Genomic DNA, 22,679 nt, shown 5'->3' on the forward strand with positions numbered 1-22,679 from the left:
CAAGGGGGAGCGCATGCCGGACCAGAGGCCCCGCGCGCAAGGCAACCTTATGGGGATCACGCCCCGTTATGGTCAAGTTCTGGAGGCACCGGCCCCGGGCAGGCGGCTGGACAGGTAGGCTGCGGCCTGTTCCGAATCCCGCGCGATCTGGGCCTTGAGCGCATCCAGCCCGTCAAACCGGCGTTCGGCGCGCAGGAGCGTGTGCAGCGCCACCGACAGGGACTGGCCATACAGGTCACCCGCAAAGCCAAGCAGATGCACCTCCAGCCGGCTTTCCTGCCCGTCATTGATGGTCGGCCTGCGCCCGATATTGGCAACGCCCGGATGCACCGTGCCATCGGCCAGACGCACGCTTACGGCATACACGCCGCGCGCGGGTTCCAGATGGCGGCCCAGGGGAATGTTGGCGGTGGGAAAGCCCAGCAGGCGGCCGCGCTTGTCCCCATGCTGCACCACGCCGCGAATCGACCACGGGCGGCCCAGTTCCTCGGCCGCCCGCTCGGGGTAGCCATCCTGCAGCAGCCTGCGGATACGGGTGGAGGAATACGGCCCTAGCCCGTCGGACAGGGGGGGGACCACCGTAAGCCCCATGTCCAGCGCGCGGGTCCGCTCGGCCAGGAAATCCACATTGCCCCGCCTGCGGTGCCCGAACGCGAAATCAAGCCCGCAGGCCACATGCTTCAGGCCAAGGCTTTCATGCAGGACGCGGGTCACGAAATCCTCGGCACTCATGGCGCTGAATTCGTGATCGAAGCGGATCTGGAACACATGCTGCACGCCCAGCGCCGCCAGGGCCGCGAAGCGCTCCTGCTCCAGCGTCAGGCGAAAGGGCGGGTCCTGCGGGCGGAACAGTTCACGCGGATGGGGTTCGAAGGTTACAACCGCCAGGTCACGCCCGGGGCGGGCAGCCTGCAGGGCGTGGACCAGATGGGCATGGCCAAGGTGCACCCCGTCAAAATTGCCCAGCGCCGCCACCGTGCCGCGGGCGCTGTCAGGAATGGCGCGCCAGTCGGTATGCAGCCGCGCCTTCATGCCGCCTCCGCATGGGGCAGGCCGAAGCGCCGGGCGACCTCGGTCAGGGTTGCCGCGACCGGGTGGGTGGTACCGGGCTGCGTGCCATCGGCGGGGCGCACGATCTGGCAGGTCTGCAACCCCGCCTGTGCCGCCGCATCAAGCTCGGCCACCACATCGGACAGGAACAGCACATCGGCGGGTGTCCACTGCGCGTCCTGCACGATACGGCGGTAGCTATCCGCCTCCCGCTTGCCCCCCATCTGCAGGTCGTAAAAGCCCACGAACACGCTGCTCAGATCCCCTTCGGTGGTGTGGCCGTAAATCAGTTTCTGTGCCGCGACCGAACCCGAGGAATAGACCGCAAGCGCCACCCCCGCTGCCGCCCAGCAGCGCAGGGCCGGCACCACATCGGGGAAGAGGGTGGCCTTCAGCACGCCATCGGCATAACCCTGCGCCCAGACCATGCCCTGCAGCGCCTTGAGTGGCGCGACCTTGGCATCCGCGTCCATCCAGGCCTCAAGCTGGCGCAGGGGGGGCGTGCCGGGGGCAAGGCGGGCGATTTCCGCAAGCTGGGCACTGACCTCCGGGTCATCGGCGCGTGTGCGCAGCAGCTGGGGCAGGGCCTTGCGGGCATAGGGGAACAGGATGTCATGGACGAAGGAGACCGGCAGGGTCGTTCCCTCGATATCCAGCAGCACCGCGCGCACTGGCGGCTGCGTGGTCTGGGTCACGTTCTCAATCTCCCTTGGGGTGCGGTTCAGGCTTCGGCCGGGAACCGGACGGCAATATCGCTGCCGGTGTACTGCGCGATCCAGCCATCGGGGTTGGTGAAGATGCGCAGCGTCACGAAATCCGGGGTCTCGCCGCCATCAAACCAGTGCGGTATGCCCGCTGGCACCGAAATCAGGTCGCCCGCCGTGCAGCGCACGTCATAGACGCGCCCGTTCACATGCAGGATGAAATCCCCCTGCCCGTGCACGAAAAAACGGACCTCGTCCTCGCTATGGGTATGTTCGGACAGGTACTTGCCACGCGCCTGCGCCCAGCCCTGGGTCTGTGGCCCCACGCGCAGCACATCCGCCGAACCGGCACCCGTCTCGCCCATCAGCTGGTCCAGATAGGGGCGATAGGCTTCCAGCACCTCCGCCTCCGCCGCGTCACGGGGCGGGACGACGGGCGCATCCCAGCGCTCGAAGCGCACGCCGATGACCGAAAGCTCCATGGCGATACGCGCGGGATCACCCAGCTGGACAATGGGGGTTCCGGGATTGTCATCGGCATAGACGCGCAGGCGGCTCATCGGATCTTCCTCTTTTCCAGTTCGCAGGCCAGCAGGAATTCAAGCCCTTCCAGCCGCGCCAGCGCAACATCCATGTCCGCCCCCCACACATACACCCCATGTCCACGGATGATGTAGCCCGCGCGCATCGCGTCCAGATGCGGGGCCACGACGTGGGAGAGACGGGCGATATCCTGGTCATTGTCGAATATCGGTACGTGCACGCGGGCGGCATGGGTGTCCTGTCCGGCAAAGACCTTCTGCACCTCGTAGCCTTCCAGCACCAGTGCATCGCCACCCGCCATGGACAGCACGGTGGAGGCGACGGAATGGCCATGCAGCACCGCGCCCGCCGCCGGGTCACGGGCATAGACCTGGCAGTGCAGCAGCGTTTCCGCGCTGGGCCGGTCGGCGGGCAGGAACGGCGTGCCCGCCGCGTCGACGCGGATCACCCCCTGCGGCCCCAGCAGGCCCTTGTGCCCGCCCGAGCGCGTGATGGCGATGCTGCCATCGGGCAAGCGGATGCTGATGTTGCCCGCCGTTGCGGGTACCCAGCCAAAACGGTCCATCCGCTGGCCTGCCGCGATGATGCGGGCCACCGCATCGCAATACGCGCCCGCGGGGAATGCTGCCTTGTCCATTACGCGATCCGCCCGCGCGCGGTCCCTGTCATTTCACGTTGTTGGTGGACGGCTGCGGGGCTTCGGTAAAGGACGCGTCCTTTTCCCTGGCAGGTCCCTGGATGTGGCCTGACGGCCCCGATGTCTCGGGCGTGTCGTCTGCCATGTTCTTCTTGAACGACTTGATCCCGCGCGCCATGTCGCCCATGAGCGAACTGATCTTGCCGCCGCCGCCAAACAGCACCAGCACCACCGCCAGCACGATCAGCCAATGTCCCCAGCTCAAGCTACCCATCGCATCCCCCATGCGCGTCCATGACGCGCCAATACCGTGTTGTCCGCCTGCCATACAACATGACGGCAGCCTTCCCGTCCCCGCCTATGTGAGGCGCGCGGGCAGGATATGCAAGCACTCCCGCCCACGCCATCAGCCCGCGGGCAGGATGAATCCGTAAGCAGGATAGACGGTTTTGCCCATATCGTGAATGGGGGACCACCATACCCTGACCCGTGACCAGTCATTGCGGCCCGATACGTCCACCACCGGCTCCGCCCTGCCAATGCGACCGGGTACCCAGTTGGCCTGGTCCACCAGCACCTCACGCGGGCCGCGCACCGCGCGCACGACCGATACGTGCCCATCGGGCAGGCGGCCGGTGGCGCGGAACACCAGCACCGCACCGGGTTTTGGCGCATGCGCGCGCGGGTAGCGCCCCTGTGCCTGCCCCCACCATGATGCCGCATCCCCCTGCATCTGCATATGCGTGACCTGCCGTGCATAGGGCGCGCACTGCAGCGCACCATGCCAGCCCTGCCCGCTGCCACCCGCACAGGCCGCAAGCGACAGCAGCGCGCCGCCCGCCCCCAGCCGCCACCATGCCACGCGTTCAATTGCCGCGGCCGCCCACGCTGGCACCACCCTGCGCCCGGAGCCGGGCCGCCACCCAGTCAGTCCCCCCACGGTCCCATCCCTCCCGTCACCTTCATGCCGACCTCATGCGTATGATCCTGTCCTCCGCCTCGTCACGGTCCATGTCCAGCGCACGCCGGGCGGTCCCATGGGCAAAACCCGCGCGCGCCATGGCATCAAGCGCACGGCGGTAGCGTGTGTGGGCTTCCGTCTCATCCGCGTCGGGACGGAGGAAGGGACCGGCGCGCCGCTTGCGCACGAACACCAGGGCGGCGGCCAGTTCGGTTTCCTGCCCCTCGCCATCACGCGGGCCAAGGGCTTCTTCCACGGCACTGCCCACTATGGCCTCATCCACGCCCCTTGCACTCAGATGCGCCGCCACCATGCGGCGCGAGCGCCCGGCACGGGCAAGGGAACGGGCACGGAATTCGGAAAAACGGGCATCATCAACCGCCCCCAGCCCTTCCATATCGGTCAGGATGCGCGCAACGGCGGCGCGCGCGGGGGCTACGGCGCGGGTAGCGTCCCCCGCCTCCATGCCGGTGCCGGTCGCCCGGCGCACCCAGCGGTCGATATGGCGGCCCAGCATCCGCTCCACCCCCGCCCGGGTGGCGGAAAAACGCGCCAGATAGGCCAGCGCCACGGCACGCAGCACGGCGGCATCCGGCGCGGGCGGCAGCGGGCGGGGAGCGGAGCGGGAAGGACGGGCCACCATGATGCCCCCACTGTGCCACAACCACCCGCGCGCGCCCATACTTCCGTACACATACCGGCACGGGCGATGGACGCCGCCGCCCCGTCAGGGCACCAGACGGAGGGTTAAGGTTGCATTTCCCGCAGGCGGGCCATATCCTTACTTCTTTCCGGCTCATGCCGCGGATGCCGGATGCGTAATGGAACGCATCCCCGCCGGGACCGGGAAAAACCGGAAAAGAGATGTGCCTGCCCCTTTGCAGTGGTGGGCCGTTTTCGTTTCTGAAGCGTCCTGCTTTTTTCTTTGAACCGAAATCACAAGGCCATTCCATGATTTCCGCCCTGATGCCGAACTACAATCGTGCCGACCTCGCTTTCGAGCGCGGCGAAGGTGCCTGGCTGTACACGGTGGACGGGCGACGATTCCTGGATTTCGGCTCGGGGATCGCCACATCCTCGGTCGGGCACAACAACCCGCACCTGGTGGCGGCCATAGCGCAGCAGGCGCAGCGCGTCATGCATGTGTCCAACCTGTACCGCGTGCCGCAGGCCGAACGCCTGGCCGAGCGCCTGGTGGCCAACAGCTTCGCCGACAGTGCCTTCTTCTGCAATTCCGGCGCCGAGGCCAATGAGGGGCTGATCAAGATGATCCGCCGCGCGCAGGCCAAGTCGGGCCATCCCGGGCGCACGCGCATCATCTGCTTCAATGGGGCCTTCCACGGGCGTACGCTGGCCACGCTGTCGGCTACGGGCAACCCCAAATACCTTGATGGCTTCGGCCCCCGGGTGGAAGGGTTCGACCATGTACCGCTCAACAACATGAACGCGGTGCGTGACGTCATCAGCGCGGAGACCGCCGGCATCCTAATCGAACCGGTTCAGGGAGAGAGCGGCATCCACGTCGCCGATTTCCGCTTCATGCGCGAGCTGCGGGCGGCGTGTGACGAATACGGGCTGTTCCTGGGCGTGGACGAGGTACAGTGCGGCATGGGCCGTACCGGCCGCCTGTTCGCCTATGAATGGTCGGAGATCACGCCCGATATCCTGTCCACCGCCAAAGGCATTGCCGGTGGCTTCCCCATGGGCGCGGTACTCACGACCGAGACCATTGCGAAACACATGACACCGGGCAGCCACGGCACGACCTTTGGCGGTGGCCCGCTGGCATGCGCCGCGGCCAATGCGGTGCTGGACATCGTGCTGGCCCCCGGCTTCCTTGAAGGGGTGCGGGCACGCGCCGCACAGCTGGACGAGGGCTTTGACAGGCTCAGCGCCACCTATCCCGACATATTCGCGGGGCGGCGCGGGCTTGGCCTGCTGCTGGGGCTGAAGTGCAAGGCCGATGTGGCGCTGGTGCAGGACGCCGCCATGCATGAAGGCATGCTGAGTGTCACGGCGGGCGACAACGTGCTGCGCCTGCTCCCGCCGCTTACGGTAACACAGGCCGACTGCAGCCAGGCCCTGACCATGCTGGAGGGCGCGGCAAGGCGCGTGCGCGCCCACATGGCCGCACAGGCGGAGACCGTGGCATGAACGCGCTCCAGACCCCGGCCCATGTCACGCCGCGCCATTTCCTTGACCTCAAGGAACTGGACCGCGCCACGCTGCGCGCCATTCTGGACGTGGCGGCCGGCATCAAGCGCATGCAGCATGGCCGGACACGCCCGCTGCATCCCGCACTGCCGCTGCGCGGCCGCGCGCTGGGGCTCATGCTGTCCAAGCCCTCCACCCGCACGCGGGTTTCGTTTGAAGTGGGCATGCAGCAGCTTGGCGGCAACGTGATCCTGCTCGCCCCCTCCGACATGCAGCTGGGCCGGGGCGAAAGCATTGCCGATACCGCGCGCGTGCTGTCGCGCTTTGTCGATGCCATCGTGCTGCGGACCGGCAAGACCGAAAACCTGCGCCAGCTTGCGCGCTGGAGCAGCGTGCCGGTGATCAACGGCCTGACGCCGGATTCGCATCCGGTACAGATCCTGGCCGACATCATGACGTTCGAGGAGCATCGCGGCCCGATAGCAGGCCGTACGCTGGCCTGGGTGGGTGATGGCAACAATGTCGCCACCTCCTTTATTGAAGCGGCGGCGCTGTTCGGCTTCCACCTGCGGCTGGCCACACCCGCGGCCCATGCCCCCAGTGCCGCCGCCGTAGCCTGGGCGCGCGCGCAGGGGGCGGACATCACGGTCACGACCGACCCCGTGGCGGCGGTAAAGGGTGCCCATGCGGTCATTACCGATACATGGGTCAGCATGTCCGACACGGAGTCCGCGCAGCGCGTGAGCGCGTTCGAGCCATACCGGGTCAATGCCGCCTTAATGGCACATGCCGCCGCCGATGCCCTTTTCCTGCACTGCCTGCCTGCCCATATCGGGGAGGAAGTGACGGAAGACGTGTTCGAAGGGCCGCAATCCGTTGTGTTCGACGAGGCCGAAAACCGCCTGCACGCGCAAAAGGGCATTCTTGTCTGGGCGCTGTGTGGCGAGGACTGGCAGCAATACGGAAAGGAACCCACGACATGACCGGACCCGCCGACCAGCCAGCCCTGCCCACCGGCACCGAGGACGTGCCGGAAGTGCCGGGCTGGGCGGAAAAGAGCGTGCGCGACATCTTTGCCACCCTGCCCACGCACGATACCCGCATCGACCAGATCCGGGATGCCTATCTGGACTGCCTGGCCGGCGCGGGCCGCACGCAGGACCTGGACATGGAGCATGACCGCTGCCGCCAGCGCGCCCTGACCGCACTGGAGGCGGACGGCCTGCTGGCTACCGCCGCCCTGCGCGACCTTGACCAGCGCCTTGCCGCGCTGGAGGCCGACATCACCGCCAACATCTGATGATCCGGCCCATCCATCCATACAGGATGGGCCGATGCCACGGATTCATGCCATGACCACCACGCCACCCGCCCCCGCCTTCCTTGATGCCAGCCGGCCGGACACGCCCGATCTGGTCGTGCCGCAGGGGATCGTGCCGTTCTATCTGGACCAGCGCCCCGTGCGCGGCAGGCTGGTGCGCCCCGGCGTGCTGACCGATACCCTGCTGACCCGCCACGACAATCCTGATGCGGTGCTGCAACTGGCGGGGGAAGCGCTGGCGCTGGTGGCCGCCCTTGCCTCCTCACTGAAATTCCAGGGTTCCTTCTCCCTTCAGGCCAAGGGCGATGGCCCGGTGGGGCTGCTGCTGGCGGACTGCACCGATTCGGGCGCGCTGCGCTTCCATGCCCGATCGGATGACGCACAGGTGGCCGAACTGCTGAAAACCAGCCCCAATCCCACCGCCAGCCAGCTATTGGGCAAGGGCTACATCGCCTTCAGCGTGGACCAGGGGCCGGATACCGACATCCATCAGGGCATTGTCGAGATGAATGGCGAGAGCCTGTCCGAGATGGCGGCCCATTACTTTGCCACCAGCGAGCAGCATGCCTGCTGGGTCAAGCTGTTCTGCGCGAAAACGGAAGCGGGCTGGCGCGCGGGCGCGCTGGTGATGGAAAAGATCGCAACCGACGGGGGCACCACCGCCACGCTGACACCCGAGGAAGGCGATGATGCATGGGAGACCGCCGTCACCCTTGCCACCACGCTGACGGCGCGCGAGGTGCTGGATGACACCCTTTCCTCCGCCGACCTGCTGTACCGCCTGTTCCATGCCGAAGGGCTGATGGCGGGCCAGCCGCGTGCGCTGGCATTTGGCTGCCGGTGCTCGCGCGCGCGGCTGTCGGGCATTCTGGAAACTTTCCCGCTGGATGACCTGGACCACATGGCGCAGGATGGCACGATCACCATGAACTGCTCGTTCTGCAACCACAGCTTCCATTTCCAGCGTGACGAGATTGGCGGCAGGGCGGCCTGAACCCACCCTGCCCCTGTTCGCCCGGCATGGAACATGGCACGATCATCCCCAGATCTACCCAGCGCGCCATGGGCGCCAGCCGTTACCGGGATATATTTCATGCGACCGAACCGTTCGCCGTTCCGCATCCTGCCATCGCGCCACAGCCTGCGCGTGATGCTGGCGGCCAGCCTGCCGTTCCTGGCGCTGGCCGCCACATGCGACCATGCCTACAGCCGCCACCATACCGATGAGCCCACCACGTTCGAGGGGCCACAATACGGCGATACCCCGCCCCTGAACCTGAATATCGCCTCCCTCTCCGTCGTGGACCGGGGCCAGCCCGGGCTGGTGCCGGGCGACCTGTCGGGCCGCGCGCCCAGCCCGCCGGACGAACTGCTCAAACAGCTGGCCCATGACCGGCTGCTGGCGGCCGGCAGCGGGGGGACGGGCGTGTTCACCATCGATCGCGCCTCCATCCTGCATGAACCGGGGGGCATACTGGACGGGCAGCTCAATGTGCATCTGGACGTAAGCTCGGCCGATGGCAGGCGCACCGGCTATGCGGTGGCGCAGGTCACGCGCTCCTACGATCCGAAGAAAAAACACGGCAACAGCGATACACCGCAGAACCTCAATGCCCTGACCAACATGATGCTGCAGGACATGAACCAGGAGCTGGAAAACCAGATCCGTACCAACCTGGGCAACTGGCTGGTCACCCCGCAGGCACCGGGCAGCGTGGCCGCCCAGCCGCTTGACGGCAGCGACACCACCACCACCGACACCACGCCCGCAACCGGCGCCGGCACCATGACCATAGGCGGCGGCCCCACAGCCGAACAGCCCGAGTCCGCAACACCCGCCGCCACACCGGCCCCCAGGCCGAAAATCGCCGATCAGGGGCCGGACGCCATATTCCCGACCGGCTACCCTTCCGATGACACGGGCGGCACCACGGCCACGAAGCCCAGGACGCAGCTGCGTTCTCCCCCGCCGGGCAACCTGACACTGCCCGGCAGCAGCACCAACTGATTACTGGCCGCTGGTTACTGGCCCCGGCAGCAGGGAACGCCCGTTCCCTGCCCGGTCAGTTCCCGCCCGCCCCGATCACACGCAGGACAAGCCCGGGGGAGAGGATTTCCGGCAGCACCACTTCTGCCCCCCGGGCGGGATAATACACATAGAACGGCACGCCATCGCGGCCATGGGCATGCAGGAAGGCGGTAATATCCGCATTGCGCTGCGTCCAGTCACCCTTCATGTAAACAATGCCCTGTCTGGCAAACGCGGCCTGTACCGCATGGGTGGACAGGGCCACGCGCTCATTGACCAGGCATGAGATGCACCATGCCGCCGTCATGTCCACGAATACCGGCCGCCCCTGCCCGCGCAGTTCCGCAAGCCGGGTTGGGGAGAAGGCCGAACTGCCGTCCACCACCCGCTCCGCCCCGTGGTCATGCACGCTGGCGGGCGGCACCACCGCCCCCCCCACAAAGGCGACCAGCAGGCTGAGGATGGCCACGGCACGGTACAGCCCGGCGCGCCCCTCCATCGCGCCCCGCAGGTCCATGGCCGTGGCGCGGCGCAGGCACCAGCAGCCAAGGGCCACCAGCACCAGACCCGCCCCCAGCAGGTACAGCGCGTCCTGCCCGCCCTCCAGCCAGGCCACCCAGCCCAGCCAGACGCAGGTGGCCAGAACGGGCAGCGCCAGCAGGTTGCGCACGGTTTCCATCCACCGTCCCGGCCGGGGCAGCCAGCCCAGCAGCCCCGGCATGGCGGCCAGCAGCAGGTAGGGCGCGGCAAGCCCCAGCCCCAGCGCCACGAAAACCAGCAGCCCCGCAAGGGGGGAGGCCGCAAGCGCCCCCGCCACCGCCGCCCCCATGAATGGCGCGGTGCATGGTGATGCCAGCACCACCGCCAGCACCCCCGTCAGGAAATCCCCCGCATGCGCGGGCAGGACAGTGCCCACCCCCATAAGCCGCAGCCCGATGGCAAAGACCCCCAGCAGGTTGAGTGCGACCGCAAACAACAGCAGGCAGATCACGATGACAAACCCGACGGACTGGAACTGGAACCCCCAGCCCGCCTGCTGGCCCGCCACGCGCAGTGCCGCAATCGCCCCCCCCAGCACCACGAACGACCCCACGACCCCGGCCGCATACGCAGCCGCCCCGCCAAGGGCGGCCCGCCGTTCCCCCCGTGCCATGCGCTCAAGCGACAGTATCTTCATGGCCAGCACGGGGAAGACACAGGGCATGAGGTTGAGGATCATCCCCCCCACAAAGGCCATGAGTACCAGCACCCCGATATGGGCTGCATGGACAGTGGCCACAGGTGGTGCAAGCGGCTGGACGGTTCCCACCACCGGCCGGACCGCAAGGCCACGCTCGCGCCCCGTGCCGTCACGCAGCACCACAATGCCGGACAGGCCGGCGCCGCCATGGAATTCAGGCCCGGGGCGGAGCGTAAGCTGAACAGTGCCATCCCCCACCACCAGCGGCTGCGTCACATCCTGATCAATCGCGCCGGACACGTCGGGCATGAACCATGCCGCCGTCACCGCATCCGGTGACAGGCCACGCCCCGCAAGCTGCAGGATACCGGCAGGTGACAGCCGGGCGGCAAAGGGCGAGGCCACGGGGCGCTGCGCACCGGCGCGTGCGAAATCCGCCACCTGCGCCGAGGGCTGCGGTCCCCCACGCGGCAGGACAAGGGTGAAGGTGCCATGCTCGGGCACGCACACATCGGCACAGACCAGCCAGTCCGCCACGGCGCTGAGCGTGACCGGGCCATCCCCCTGCCCCGCCACCGGCACAAGTGTGACCGGCAGCAGCACATCCCCGGTATAGGCATAGGATGTCAGCGGCCCGTCATGCAGCACGCGCGGCACCGGCCATTCAATGGCGCTGGCCTGCCCGTCCGCACCGCCGCGCGCGGTGACAGTCAGCGTGGTGGCCTCCCCCGCATCGCCGGGGTTGAGCCAGTAGGTGTGCCAGCCGGGGGCAAGATGCATCTGCAGGCCCACATGCAGGGCGCGGCCGGGCATGTAAGCGTCATCATCCGTGACCAGGGTCACGCGCGCGCGCTCACTGCTCACCGCCGCGCTCTGCGCGGCGCGCGCGGCGGGTGCGGCAAGCAGCACCATGCACAGGATCGATACAAGCCACCTGAAGGGCACCACCATGACTCCACCACATACGATAAAGGGGAAAAACACATCCACGCATCACGCCGAGGATTGCCCCGCCACCATGCCCGACGCCATAAGATCAGGATATGGCTTTCGATCCGACCTTGCAAAACCGACTTGATGACCTGATGGCGGACGCAGGCGGCGCGCTGCCCGTCGCCGCCGCCCTGCCCGCATTGCGCACCGCGCTGGAACGGACGTCCAATGCCGTTCTGGTCGCTCCGCCCGGCGCCGGCAAGACCACGCTGGTGCCGCTGGCCCTGCTGGCTGCCCCATGGCGCGGCGACGGGCGGATCATCATGCTCGAACCCCGCAGGCTGGCCACACGCGCGGCCGCCCAGCGCATGGCGGAACTGCTGGGCGAACCGCTGGGCGGGCTGGTGGGCTACCGCACCCGGCTGGATGGCGCGACATCGGAGCGCACGCGCATCGAGGTGATAACCGAGGGCCTGCTGGTGCGCCGCCTGCTGTCCGATCCCATGCTGGAGAGCGTGGCGTGCGTCATATTCGATGAAATCCACGAGCGTTCGGTCGATGCGGATGCAGCCCTTGCCTTCTGCCTTGACCTGCAGCGCAGCCTGCGGCCCGAACTGAAGCTGCTGGCCATGTCCGCCACCATGGACGGCGCGGCCCTGTCGCGCCGCATGGACGCCGAACTGGTGGAAAGCGAAGGCCGGATGTTCCCCGTGGCGATCCGCCACGCCACCCGCGACCTTGTCCACCGTCGTGACCTGCCCGAGGCCATGGCTGCCGCCATCCGCACAGCCATTGCCCAGGAAGAAGGTGACGTGCTGGCCTTCCTGCCCGGCGTGGGCGAGATCCAGCGCACCCGCGCCCTGCTGGCCGGAATCGATGCCGATGTGCTGCCGCTTTATGGCGAATTGCCCCCCGCCGAGCAGGATCTGGCCCTGACCCCCCACCCCGGCGGTCGCAGGCGGGTGATCCTGTCCACCTCCATAGCCGAGACATCGCTGACCGTACCCGGCGTGCGCATTGTGGTCGATGGCGGCTTCCGCCGCGTGCCCCGGCTGGATGTGGGCACGGGGCTGACGCGGCTCGACACGATACGCATCTCCCGCGCGGCGGCCAGCCAGCGCGCGGGCCGTGCGGGGCGTGTGGCGCCGGGCACGGCCATCCGCCTGTGGACGGAAATGACCACCCGCGCCATGCCGCCCCATGACCAGCCCGAAATGATGGAGGCCGAACTGACCGGCCTGCGGCTGGATACGGCCGCCTGGCAGGAAGCGATGGGCACGGACCCCGCCGACCTTCCCTTCCCCGACCCGCCGCCCAATGGCGCGTTCGAGGCCGGGCGCAGCCTGCTCCAGGCCCTTGGCGCGCTGGATGATGATGCCCGCATTACGCCTGAGGGCACACGCATGGCCGCCCTGGGCGCCCATCCGCGCCTTGCCGCCATGATGCTGGCCGCCCGCACCGCCCCGGAGCGCGCGCTGGCCTGTGACATCGCGGCCCTGCTGGAAGAACGCGACCCGCTGCGCCCCCGCCGCCCCGCCGGTGGCAGCCGGGGCGCGCCACCCGCAGCGCCTGCCGATATCCGCCTGCGCCTGGACCTGCTGGCCGGTGGCGACCACCCGGATGCCGATCGCGCGGCACTTTCGCGCATCCGCCATGCCGCCCGGCAGTACCGCAGGCGGCTGGGGGGGGCGCGTGACATTGCGGCCAGTGGCGATCCCGCCGCCCTGATTGCCGCGGCCTTCCCCGACCGGGTGGCCCAGTCACGCGGCGATGTCGGGTCATTCCGCCTGGCGGGTGGCGGCAGCGCACGGCTTTCAAAAACCGATGAACTGGCCCGCTCCCCCCTGCTGGCCGTGGCCGGCATGCATGTGCGCAAGGCCGCCGAGATCTGCCTTGCCGCCCCGCTGGACCGTGACAGCCTGCCCCCCGCCCTGCTGGCCCGCGCGCGCGAACAGGTGGAAACCACGCTCGATCCCACCACCGGCAGCGTGCTGGCCCGGCGCCGGCTACGGCTGGGTACCCTGGTGCTGCGCGACCGCACGGTCACCGCCAGCGCCGATGAGGTCTGCGCGCTTTTGTGCCAGCAGGCGGCCCAGAACCTTGCGGCCAGCCTGACATGGAGCGATGCCTGCCACCAGTTGCAGGCGCGCGTGGAACTGGCCCGCACCCGGCTGGAACGCCCGGACCTGCCCGACCTGTCCGACACCGCGCTGGCGGCCACGGTCGGGACATGGCTTGCACCGTGGCTTGCAGGCGTGAACCGGCTTCCGGCCCTGGCGGAGATGGACCTGCTGGCCATGCTGCGCGCCACCATGGACCATGCCAGCCTGAAATGGCTGGACCACATGCTGCCCACCCATCTGGACCTGCCCGGTGGCCGGGCGGGCATCGACTACCTCCAGCCCGTGCCGGTAGCGGCCGCCCGTGCGCAGACCTTCTATGGCATGACGGACACCCCCCGCCTTGCCGGTGGTACGGTGGACCTGCGCATCGCCCTGCTTTCCCCCGCAGGGCGCCCGCAGGCGATCACCGCCGACCTGGCCGGGTTCTGGGCCGGGTCCTGGGCGGACATGCGCCGCGACATGCGCGGCCGCTACCCCCGCCACGACTGGCCGGAAAACCCTGCGACGGCCAGCCCGCCCCCGCCACGGCCACCGCGCCGGTCATAAAACAGCATGCATTCGTGTCCATGTTGACATGCAGACATGGCATTGCCGTTTTTTTCAGATAACATGACTTATCATGAACGCACCTCCATACCGCCATACATGACACGCATCGTCATGGCCCACCCTGCCCGCCGCCTGTTACCCATGCTGCTGCTGGGCGTGGCCGGGCAGGTGAACGGGGCGCTGGCGCAGGACACGGCGGCCGCATCCGCCGTGCCGCCCAATCCCTCGCTGTTTGCCCCGCCCGTGGCACCCGTGGTGGCGTCCGGCCCGCTTACCTTCGCCCCGCTGGTACGGCAGGTGGGACCGGCGGTGGTGAACATCGCGGTATCACAGGCGCAGGATACCAAGGTGGCCGCCAATGCCCGCCAGCCCCTGCCCCCCAGCGTGAAGGGCACGCCGTTCGAGCATAAATTCCGTGAACGCATGCGCGCGCATGGCGAGGAAATGCTGGGAGCGGGCTCGGGCTTCCTGATCGACCCCAGCGGGGTGATCGTGACCAACGCGCATGTGGTGGGGGGGGCGGACCAGATTACCGTCTCGCTGGCCGATGGCACGGAATTCCCGGCCCATCTGGTGGGCAGCGACGACCTGACGGATATTGCCGTGATCCAGATCCACGCCCCCCACCCCATGCCCTTCGTGCCGTGGGGGGACAGCCGGCTGGTCAACATCGGGGACTGGATCATGGCGGCGGGCAACCCGTTCGGGCTTGGATCATCGGTCACCGCGGGCATCGTATCCGCGCGCGGACGCGATATCGGCACCAGCCCGTTCGATGATTTTTTCCAGATCGATGCGCCCATCAACCCCGGCAATTCGGGCGGCCCGTCGTTCAACCTGGGCGGGCAGGTGGTCGCGGTGAACACGGCCATCGTCTCGCCCACGGGCGGTTCGGTGGGAATAGGGTTTGGCCTGCCGTCCGAAATCGTGGCACCAATCGTGGAAGAACTGCGTCAGAATGGCCATATCGACCGGGGCTGGCTGGGTGTTACACTGGCGGACGGGCCGGGACGCAACGGGGTACAGATCGTGGGAATCGACCGCAATGGCCCGGCCATGAAGGCGCACCTGCATATTGGTGATGTCATTACCGCCGTGAATGATGAACCGATCGACACATCCCGCATGCTGATCCGCTCGATCGCGGCAAAGCGGCCGGGTTCGACCGTGGCACTGCATATCCGCCGCCGCCATGACCCGATGAGCCTGGATGCCTGCGTCGGCCACCGCCCCGACGAAGACATGGACGACTGAACGACCCCGCCCCAAACGACGTGAGGCAACGTGCATATTCTTGTTGTTGAAGATGACCCCACCGTCCGCAACTTCGTGGCCAAGGGCCTGAAGGAAGCCGGGCACCTGGTCGAACTGACCGATAATGGCAAGGACGGCCTGTTCATGGCCGTGAGCGAGAAGTTCGACCTGATCATACTGGACCGCATGCTGCCCGGCGGCATTGACGGCGTACGCCTGCTGGAAACCATCCGCGCGCAGAACAACACCACCCCCGTGCTGCTGCTTTCGGCGCTGGCGGATGTGGATGACCGCGTGCAGGGACTGAAGGCGGGGGGGGACGACTACGTGACCAAGCCCTTCGCCTTCAGCGAACTGCTGGCGCGCGTGGAAGCCCTTGGCCGCCGTGGCCGGACCGAGGCCGCCCCCCAGACCAAGCTGGAACTGGCGGATCTGGAGATCGACCTGCTCTCGCGCACCGTGCGCCGCGCGGGGCAGAAGATCGACCTGCAGCCGCGTGAATTCCGCCTGCTGGAATACCTGACCCGCCACGCAGGCCAGGTAGTGACCCGCACCATGCTGCTGGAAGGCGTGTGGGACTACCATTTCGACCCGCAGACAAATGTGATCGACGTGCATGTCTCGCGCCTGCGCCAGAAGGTGGACAAGCCCTTCGGCACGCCGCTCATCCATACCATCCGCAACGCGGGGTACATGCTGCGTGCGGAATAAGCCCCACGGCCACGACGCGTGACAGCGCAGCCGGCCTTTCCGCCCGCTCCGCCGCCCCGGCGTTCGCGCTGGCGGGCCTGGCGGTCGGCCAGCCTGCGCTTCGCGCTGGCCTACGGGCTTATGTTCGCGCTGTCGTCCATCCTGTTCATGTCCTTCCTGTGGTGGGGCACGATCGGGTTTCTGGAACGTCAGGTCGAGACGGCAATCAACGCCGATGCCCGCGCCCTGGCCGAACGCTGGGTCATCGGCGGCCTGCCAACGCTGGCCCTGACCATCGAGGACCGGCTGGAGCAGAACCTTGATGATGATGCGATCTACCTCGTCATCGACCCGCAGGGGAATTACCTGACCGGCAACGTCTCGGCCTGGCCGGGCAAGGTACAGTACACCGACCGCTGGTATTCCCTGCCCGACACCCGTGCGGGCCTGCGCAGCATGGCGGAACTGCACGCCTACAACCTGCCCGGCACGGCCCAGACCCATACGGCGGGGCAGCTGGATAGCGGCTATCGCCTGCTGGTGGGGCGCGACGTGCGGGCACGCGGCATCCTGCGTCACCTGCTGACCGATTCGCTGCTATGGGCATGGGTCATGGTCACCCTGCTGGCCGTAAGCGGGGCGGTGCTGGTGCACCGCATCTTCCGCCGCATGGTCAAGACGGTGGCACGCACCACATCGGCCATTGCCCATGGCGACCTGAGCCGCCGCATGCCGCTGGTGGGCAATGGGGACGAGATGGATCAGGTGGCCGAGGCCATCAACGAAATGCTGGACCGAATCGTGCGCCTGATGGACGGCGTGCGGCAGGTTTCCAACGCCATTGCCCATGACCTGCGCACCCCCATCGCGCGCGCGCGTACCCAGCTGGAGGACGCGGCCCTGCACGCCACCACGCCAGAGGAACTGCGTGGCGCGATCGACCGCGCGGTCGGCAACCTGGACAATGTGACCGCCGTGTTCGAGGCCCTGCTGCGCATTGCTCAGATCGAGGCCGGCTCCCGCCGTTCCGCCTTCATGGCGTTCGACATGGTGCCGGTGCTGCTGGATGTGGCCGATCTGTACGAAGCCGTGGCGGAGGACCATGCCATTACCCTGCGCCTGGACCTGCCCGCCGCGCTGCCCTTCTATGGTGACCGCTCGCTGATCCAGCAGGCGGTGGCCAACATGCTGGACAACGCCATCAAGTTCTCCCCCTCCGGCGGGACGGTGCACCTGCGCGCCCGGATGCGGGAGCTGGCGCCGGGTCGTGTTACCGGGCCTACGGGCGAAGGCATGCTGGACCTGTCGGTCAGTGATGAGGGAATCGGCATGAGCGCGGCCGACATGGCACGGGCGACGGAACGCTTCTTCCGCGCGGAAAAGGCACGCAACACGCCGGGCGCCGGGCTGGGGCTATCCATGGTGCGCGCCATCGTGCAGCTGCACGGGGGCCAGATGCAGCTGTCGGCCCACAATCCCGGGCTTACGGTTTCGCTGGCGCTGCCCATTGCCGCCTGCGCCCTGTCGGACGATGGACAGGAGTGTCCATCTCCACAGAACATATCAGGCATGACTCAAACGTCACCTTTCTCCCATCAGCATGACACGAACAGTAGCGTAAAGTGACAGCATGAACCTGCACCCCGCCATGACGCCCGCCGTCGTCGTGATGAGTTTCTGCCTGTGTGGCGCGACACCCGTGCCGGCAGCACAGGACAGCGGCATGGTACGCGTGGTGACCGCACGCGATGGCGCGGACAAGCCTGTCATCATAACCAGCGATACCAAGGCCTACTGCAACCGCCTGCTCAACATCATCGATGCCTATGGCCCCGCCCTGCCACAGGATGTGGACAGCCTGCGCATGCAGGGAGCTGACATGTGCCGGGAAGGACGGATCCGCTCCGGTATTGTCCGGCTGCGCCGTGCCCTGGTGGAACTGAAAGAGACCACGCATTCATGAGCATTATCCAGCTTTGGAGCCGCACCCGCAGGGGACGGATCGCCCTTCTTCCCCTGCTCATGGCAACCGGGCTGCACCCGGTGGCCGCCCGGGCACAGCGGCCGCTCTTCTCACCCGCCGCCGCTACCGCCGCCACCACGCTTGATCTGTCCGCCACCGGCACGGTGCAGGCACAGCCGGATGAACTGACCGCCGTCTTTTACGCCGAATCGCACGCCGATACGGCTGCCGCGGCGCAGGCGCAGGTCAACACGCAGGTGGGCAAGGCGATTGCCCTTGCCACACCGGTAGAAGGCATGGGCGTGAATGCCGAATCCTATGTTGTGCATCATGACGACGGCGACCCCCGCCAGAACCGCAGGCCGCAATGGATCGCACGCCAGACAATCCGCCTGACGGCGCATGACGGCAAGGGACTCCTGCCCCTGATCGGGCAGCTGCAGGGCGACAATCTGGTGCTGACCCGGCTGGACTGGTCACTTTCCACAGCACGCCGGACGGAACTGACCCGCAGGGCCGAGACCCTTGCCCTGCAGGACATGCAGCAGCGCGCGGAAGCGGCGGCCAGCACGCTGAAGCTGAAGGTCGCCTCCATCCGCTCCGTCACGCTGGATGACCAGAACTTCCCCCGCCCGATTCCCATGATGATGATGGCCCGCGCGGCCAGCGCCGAAATCACGCCCCCCGAAGCACCGGCTTCCATGCAGGACGTAACGGCGACCGCGCACGCAACCCTGGTTTTGCAACAGCCCGGCGAATGAGGCACAGAAATTTCTGGTAAAGCTTCTTTCAGAACGCTTCAGAAAACGCCGCCTGTCTGAAAAAAGGCGGCATCCAAAAGACTTTCATCCATTTTGACCCGCATGGGGCCGCCCCATGGCGTGGAACGGAACAGACAGAAAAGGCCCGGTGGGACATCCCACCGGGCCTTTGTGTTACCGGATCATGGCGGCGGCACCTCAGCGCGGTGCAAGCACCATGATCATCTGGCGGTTTTCAAGCTTGGGCATGTGCTCGACCTTGGCCAGTTCGTCCATTTCGGTACGGATGCGCTCCAGCACCTTTACGCCCAGATCCTGATGCGCCATTTCACGGCCCCGGAAGCGCAGGGTCACCTTTACCTTGTCGCCCTCGCCAATGAAGCTTTTCATGGCGCGCATCTTCACCTGATAGTCATTTTCATCAATGTTCGGGCGAACCTTGACTTCCTTGATTTCAATGACTTTCTGTTTCTTGCGCGCTTCGTTACGCTTCTTCTGCTGTTCGTATTTGAACTTCCCGTAATCGAGAACCTTGGCCACGGGCGGTTCGGCATTCGGGCTGATTTCCAGCAGGTCAAGTCCTACGGAATAAGCGCGCGCCAGCGCATCACGTGTGGACATGATGCCAAGCATCTCGCCTTCTTCGTCGATCAGACGGACCTGCGGTACGCGGATCTCTTCATTGACACGGGGGCCCTCTCGATTTGGCGGAGTGGGCATCGGGGGTCTGGCTATGGTCAGCTCCTGTAACTGTTGCGTTCGGACGGCAGGCAGGGCCATTCCCCCTGCCGCGCGCGACACGGGCAAGGCCGCATACGCGCTCGGGTCGGGAATGACCTTACATTATGGAAAGATATGTGACGCAAAGACGCGCCCCAGATCAAGTACTGTCTTGTCCCGCCGCCGTGAAAACTGCCATGCAGTCACGGCACGCGAGGCTGGATATCACTGCCGCGTGCGACGGATATCGGGTGGCAGGGCTTCATATGCAAGGGCCGATACCGCTTCATCCAGCGGCAGGACCTCCTGCGCCTTGCCACCCAGGCGGCGCATGGCCACGGTGTTTTCCTCCGCTTCCTTGCGGCCTACGACCAGAATGACCGGCACGCGGGCCAGGCTGTGCTCACGGATCTTGGCGTTGATCTTTTCGTTCCGCAGGTCGGCCTCGACCACCAGACCCGCAGCCCGCAGGCGGTCGGCCACCTGCTGCGCATAATCCGCCGCATCGGTCACGATTGAGGCAACAACCACCTGCACCGGCGCCAGCCAGAGCGGGAATCGACCGGCATGCTGCTCGATCAGGATGCCAAGGAAGCGCTCGAACGAGCCGAGAATCGCCCGGTGCAGCATGACGGGCCGGTGGCGCGCGCTGTCTTCACCCACATAAGATGCATCAAGGCGTTCGGGCAGCACGTAGTCCACCTGCAGCGTGCCGCACTGCCAGTCACGGCCGATCGCGTCACGCAGCACGAATTCCAGCTTGGGGCCATAGAACGCGCCCTCGCCCGGATTGTGCTCATAGGTCACACCCGCCATGTCACAGGCCACCTTCAGCGCGTTTTCGGCACGGTCCCATGTGGCATCGTCACCGGCGCGCTGCTCGGGGCGATCCGCGAATTTCACGCGGAAATGCTCAAACCCAAGATCCTGGTACACATCGGCCAGCATGCGCACGAAACGGGCGGTTTCATCGGCGATCTGCTCCTCGGTGCAGAAGATATGCGCGTCATCCTGCGTAAAGCCCCGCACACGCATGATGCCGTGCAGCGCGCCGGACGGCTCATAGCGGTGGCATGCGCCGAATTCCGCCATGCGCAACGGCAGTTCACGATACGAGCGCAGGCCGTGGCGGAAGATCTGCACATGGCACGGGCAGTTCATCGGCTTGAGGGCAAGGGTCTTGTCCTCGTCCTCGACGGTAGCGATGAACATGTGCTCGCGGTATTTGTCCCAGTGGCCGGAGGCTTCCCACAGGGCACGGTCAACCAGCTGCGGCGTACGCACCTCCTGGTAGCCGTTTCGGTCCTGCGCGCGGCGCATATAGTCCTGCAGCACCGAATACAGCCGCCAGCCCTTGGGGTGCCAGAAGATCTGGCCCACGGCTTCTTCCTGAATGTGGAACAGGTCCATCTCGCGGCCAATGCGGCGGTGGTCGCGGCGTTCGGCTTCCTCAAGCTGGTGCAGATGCGCCTCCAGCTCCTTGCGGTCGCGCCATGCGGTGCCATAGATGCGGGTCAGCATTGGGTTGCGGTGGTCACCGCGCCAGTAGGCCCCCGCCACCTTCATCAGCTTGAAGGCGGTGCCTACATCCGCCGTGCCGCGCAGATGCGGGCCACGGCACAGGTCCAGCCATTCGCCCTGGCGGTAGATCGAGATTTCCTCGTCTTCCGGCAGGTCACGGATCAGTTCGGCCTTGAAGCGCTCGCCCCTGTCCTCGAAGAATTCGATGGCCTTTTCACGCGGCCATGCCTCACGCACGAAGGGTTCGTTCGCGGCCACGATCTCGGCCATGCGCTTTTCAATCGCGGCAAAATCTTCCGGGCTGAACGGCTCGTTGCGATAGAAATCGTAATAGAACCCGTTCTCGATCGACGGGCCGATGGTGACCTGCGTTCCGGGAAAAAGCGACTGCACCGCCTCGGCCAGCACATGGGCGGCGTCGTGGCGGATCATTTCCAGCGCTTCGGGGTCCTTGCGCGTGATGAAACGGACATGGGCGTCATGATCGACCGCGCGGCCGATATCCATGAGCTTGCCGTCCACTTCCATGGCAAGGGCGGCACGGGCAAGCCCCGCGCCAATGGACTGTGCCACGGTAGTGCCCGTCACTGCCCCGTCAAAGCGGCGAACGGATCCGTCAGGCAGGGTTATGGCAGGCATGGTTTCATTGCTCCGGTATGAAGATATTCCGCTGTAATGGCGTCAGCCGAGCGTTGCCGCAACCCTGTCCACGCGCACGGTGGCCAGATCGCGCACATAAATCACCTTTACCTGCCCCGCATGCTGCCCCACCGGGGCGGTCAGGGCGGGGTTGCTGTCGGCTGAAAACAGCACCGTGCAGGGCACGCCCAGGGCAGCGGCCATGTGCATCGGCCCGGTATCGTTGCCCACCGCGCAGCGTGCCCGCGCCAGCACGCCGCCCAGTTCGGGCAGCGTGGTGCGGCCGGTCAGGTCCACCGCCGTGGGGCAGGCCGCCCGTATGGTGGCGGCCAGCACGCCTTCCCCCTTTCCCCCCACCACGACCGGCAGCAGGCCGCCTTCGGCCATGCGCACCGCCAGCGCCGCGTACCGTGCCACCGGCCAGCGCTTGGCGGGGCGGTGGGCGGCGGCACCGGGCACCAGCACGCCATAGGGAGCGGGCAGCACGGGACCACCGGCGGCCAGCCATGACAGGTCGGGCACACAGAGGGACTCGAGTCCCGCACGACGCAACTGGTCACGCTGGCGGGCGCGGGTATGCATGAAACGGCGCTGGGGGTTGTCATGCACCGCCTGACCGCCACGCCCGATTCCCGACCATGCCGTCAGGCCCGAAAGGCGCAGGTAGCGCGTGCTGCGGCCCGATGTCTGCAGGTCATAGATGAAATCATACGAGCGCAGCACGCGGCGCAGCGCCAGCACCGCGCGCAGGTCGTGCCATGGCGGCCTGCGGTCCACCAGCACATGGTCGAACCACGGCGCCTGCCGCCCCAGTCCGGCAAGGGCTTCCTGGGTCAGCAGGCCCACCACATCATGGGCATGATGGGCGCGGATGGTGGCGAAGGGGGCAAAGGACTGGACAAAATCCCCCAGCGCGCCCAGCCGGATTACCAGGATGCGGGCCATGG

General features: G+C 67.0%; 22 protein-coding genes. 11 read left to right on the top strand and 11 right to left on the bottom strand.

The window, feature by feature from the left end; translation table 11 throughout:
* Positions 1–72 precede the first annotated feature (72 nt).
* From CFR78_RS07250 to CFR78_RS07280, 7 genes are all read right to left on the bottom strand, one after another.
* Entirely contained in the window at positions 73–1,032 is a 960-nt protein-coding gene (locus CFR78_RS07250) for a bifunctional riboflavin kinase/FAD synthetase (RefSeq protein WP_007399910.1), read from the bottom strand.
* Positions 1,029–1,745, bottom strand: coding sequence for an acireductone synthase (mtnC, locus tag CFR78_RS07255; RefSeq protein ID WP_034928568.1), 717 nt, complete (start codon positions 1,743–1,745; stop codon positions 1,029–1,031). Before mtnC ends, CFR78_RS07250 begins: the two co-directional genes overlap by 4 nt.
* A gap of 26 nt (positions 1,746–1,771) precedes the next feature.
* Positions 1,772–2,314, bottom strand: coding sequence for a 1,2-dihydroxy-3-keto-5-methylthiopentene dioxygenase (locus CFR78_RS07260; protein WP_034928564.1), 543 nt, complete (start codon positions 2,312–2,314; stop codon positions 1,772–1,774).
* Positions 2,311–2,934, bottom strand: a complete 624-nt coding sequence (locus CFR78_RS07265; RefSeq protein WP_034928562.1) for a methylthioribulose 1-phosphate dehydratase — start codon at positions 2,932–2,934, stop codon at positions 2,311–2,313. Before CFR78_RS07265 ends, CFR78_RS07260 begins: the two co-directional genes overlap by 4 nt.
* A gap of 28 nt (positions 2,935–2,962) precedes the next feature.
* Positions 2,963–3,208, bottom strand: coding sequence for a twin-arginine translocase TatA/TatE family subunit (locus CFR78_RS07270; protein ID WP_034928663.1), 246 nt, complete (start codon positions 3,206–3,208; stop codon positions 2,963–2,965).
* 132 nt (positions 3,209–3,340) lie between these two features.
* Positions 3,341–3,796: a CHAP domain-containing protein gene (locus CFR78_RS07275; protein ID WP_371440417.1), complete on the bottom strand. Its 456-nt coding sequence runs from the start codon at positions 3,794–3,796 to the stop codon at positions 3,341–3,343.
* A gap of 100 nt (positions 3,797–3,896) precedes the next feature.
* Positions 3,897–4,538 carry a regulatory protein RecX gene (locus tag CFR78_RS07280; RefSeq protein ID WP_034928659.1) on the bottom strand — a complete coding sequence of 214 codons (642 nt, stop codon included), beginning with the start codon at positions 4,536–4,538 and terminating at the stop codon, positions 3,897–3,899.
* 308 nt (positions 4,539–4,846) lie between these two features.
* Between CFR78_RS07280 and CFR78_RS07285 the strand changes: the two genes are divergently transcribed.
* The 5 genes from CFR78_RS07285 (at position 4,847) to CFR78_RS07305 (ending at position 9,378) form a co-directional block, all read left to right on the top strand.
* A complete protein-coding gene (locus CFR78_RS07285) occupies positions 4,847–6,049 on the top strand; it encodes an aspartate aminotransferase family protein (protein ID WP_034928561.1) in 1,203 nt (400 codons plus the stop codon).
* Positions 6,046–7,032: an ornithine carbamoyltransferase gene (gene argF / locus CFR78_RS07290; RefSeq protein ID WP_007399902.1), complete on the top strand. Its 987-nt coding sequence runs from the start codon at positions 6,046–6,048 to the stop codon at positions 7,030–7,032. The genes CFR78_RS07285 and argF overlap by 4 nt, the downstream gene beginning before the upstream one ends.
* Positions 7,029–7,349 carry a hypothetical protein gene (locus CFR78_RS07295; protein ID WP_007399901.1) on the top strand — a complete coding sequence of 107 codons (321 nt, stop codon included), beginning with the start codon at positions 7,029–7,031 and terminating at the stop codon, positions 7,347–7,349. Before argF ends, CFR78_RS07295 begins: the two co-directional genes overlap by 4 nt.
* A 34-nt stretch (positions 7,350–7,383) precedes the next feature.
* A complete protein-coding gene (hslO, locus tag CFR78_RS07300) occupies positions 7,384–8,364 on the top strand; it encodes an Hsp33 family molecular chaperone HslO (RefSeq protein WP_051672027.1) in 981 nt (326 codons plus the stop codon).
* Positions 8,365–8,463: 99 nt separating this feature from the next.
* Positions 8,464–9,378, top strand: a complete 915-nt coding sequence (locus CFR78_RS07305; protein ID WP_034928560.1) for a hypothetical protein — start codon at positions 8,464–8,466, stop codon at positions 9,376–9,378.
* Between the two features lie 55 nt (positions 9,379–9,433).
* Here CFR78_RS07305 and CFR78_RS07310 read toward each other — a convergent pair whose 3' ends face one another.
* Entirely contained in the window at positions 9,434–11,530 is a 2,097-nt protein-coding gene (locus tag CFR78_RS07310; RefSeq protein ID WP_034928654.1) for a protein-disulfide reductase DsbD family protein, read from the bottom strand.
* Positions 11,531–11,622: 92 nt separating this feature from the next.
* Between CFR78_RS07310 and hrpB the strand changes: the two genes are divergently transcribed.
* The 6 genes from hrpB (at position 11,623) to CFR78_RS07340 (ending at position 18,852) form a co-directional block, all read left to right on the top strand.
* Positions 11,623–14,181, top strand: coding sequence for an ATP-dependent helicase HrpB (gene hrpB / locus CFR78_RS07315; RefSeq protein WP_371440415.1), 2,559 nt, complete (start codon positions 11,623–11,625; stop codon positions 14,179–14,181).
* A gap of 36 nt (positions 14,182–14,217) precedes the next feature.
* Positions 14,218–15,438: a S1C family serine protease gene (locus CFR78_RS07320; protein WP_034928558.1), complete on the top strand. Its 1,221-nt coding sequence runs from the start codon at positions 14,218–14,220 to the stop codon at positions 15,436–15,438.
* A gap of 30 nt (positions 15,439–15,468) precedes the next feature.
* Positions 15,469–16,149, top strand: coding sequence for a response regulator (locus tag CFR78_RS07325; protein WP_007399892.1), 681 nt, complete (start codon positions 15,469–15,471; stop codon positions 16,147–16,149).
* Between the two features lie 120 nt (positions 16,150–16,269).
* Positions 16,270–17,754: a sensor histidine kinase gene (locus CFR78_RS07330; RefSeq protein ID WP_306417768.1), complete on the top strand. Its 1,485-nt coding sequence runs from the start codon at positions 16,270–16,272 to the stop codon at positions 17,752–17,754.
* Positions 17,755–17,758: 4 nt separating this feature from the next.
* Positions 17,759–18,091 carry a hypothetical protein gene (locus tag CFR78_RS07335; RefSeq protein ID WP_034928552.1) on the top strand — a complete coding sequence of 111 codons (333 nt, stop codon included), beginning with the start codon at positions 17,759–17,761 and terminating at the stop codon, positions 18,089–18,091.
* Positions 18,088–18,852 (top strand): SIMPL domain-containing protein, encoded by a 765-nt coding sequence (locus tag CFR78_RS07340; RefSeq protein ID WP_034928549.1) that lies wholly within the window; start codon positions 18,088–18,090, stop codon positions 18,850–18,852. Before CFR78_RS07335 ends, CFR78_RS07340 begins: the two co-directional genes overlap by 4 nt.
* Before the next feature lie 198 nt (positions 18,853–19,050).
* On the opposite strand, the gene infC is transcribed toward CFR78_RS07340, so the two are convergent.
* The 3 genes from infC to CFR78_RS07355 form a co-directional block, all read right to left on the bottom strand.
* Positions 19,051–19,572, bottom strand: a complete 522-nt coding sequence (gene infC, locus CFR78_RS07345; protein WP_034928547.1) for a translation initiation factor IF-3 — start codon at positions 19,570–19,572, stop codon at positions 19,051–19,053.
* A gap of 225 nt (positions 19,573–19,797) precedes the next feature.
* A complete protein-coding gene (gene thrS, locus CFR78_RS07350) occupies positions 19,798–21,732 on the bottom strand; it encodes a threonine--tRNA ligase (protein WP_034928544.1) in 1,935 nt (644 codons plus the stop codon).
* 42 nt (positions 21,733–21,774) lie between these two features.
* Positions 21,775–22,677: a glycosyltransferase family 9 protein gene (locus tag CFR78_RS07355; protein ID WP_034928542.1), complete on the bottom strand. Its 903-nt coding sequence runs from the start codon at positions 22,675–22,677 to the stop codon at positions 21,775–21,777.
* Positions 22,678–22,679: the final 2 nt, after the last annotated feature.

The organism is Komagataeibacter rhaeticus (genome assembly GCF_003207855.1).
GTDB lineage: Bacteria > Pseudomonadota > Alphaproteobacteria > Acetobacterales > Acetobacteraceae > Komagataeibacter > Komagataeibacter rhaeticus.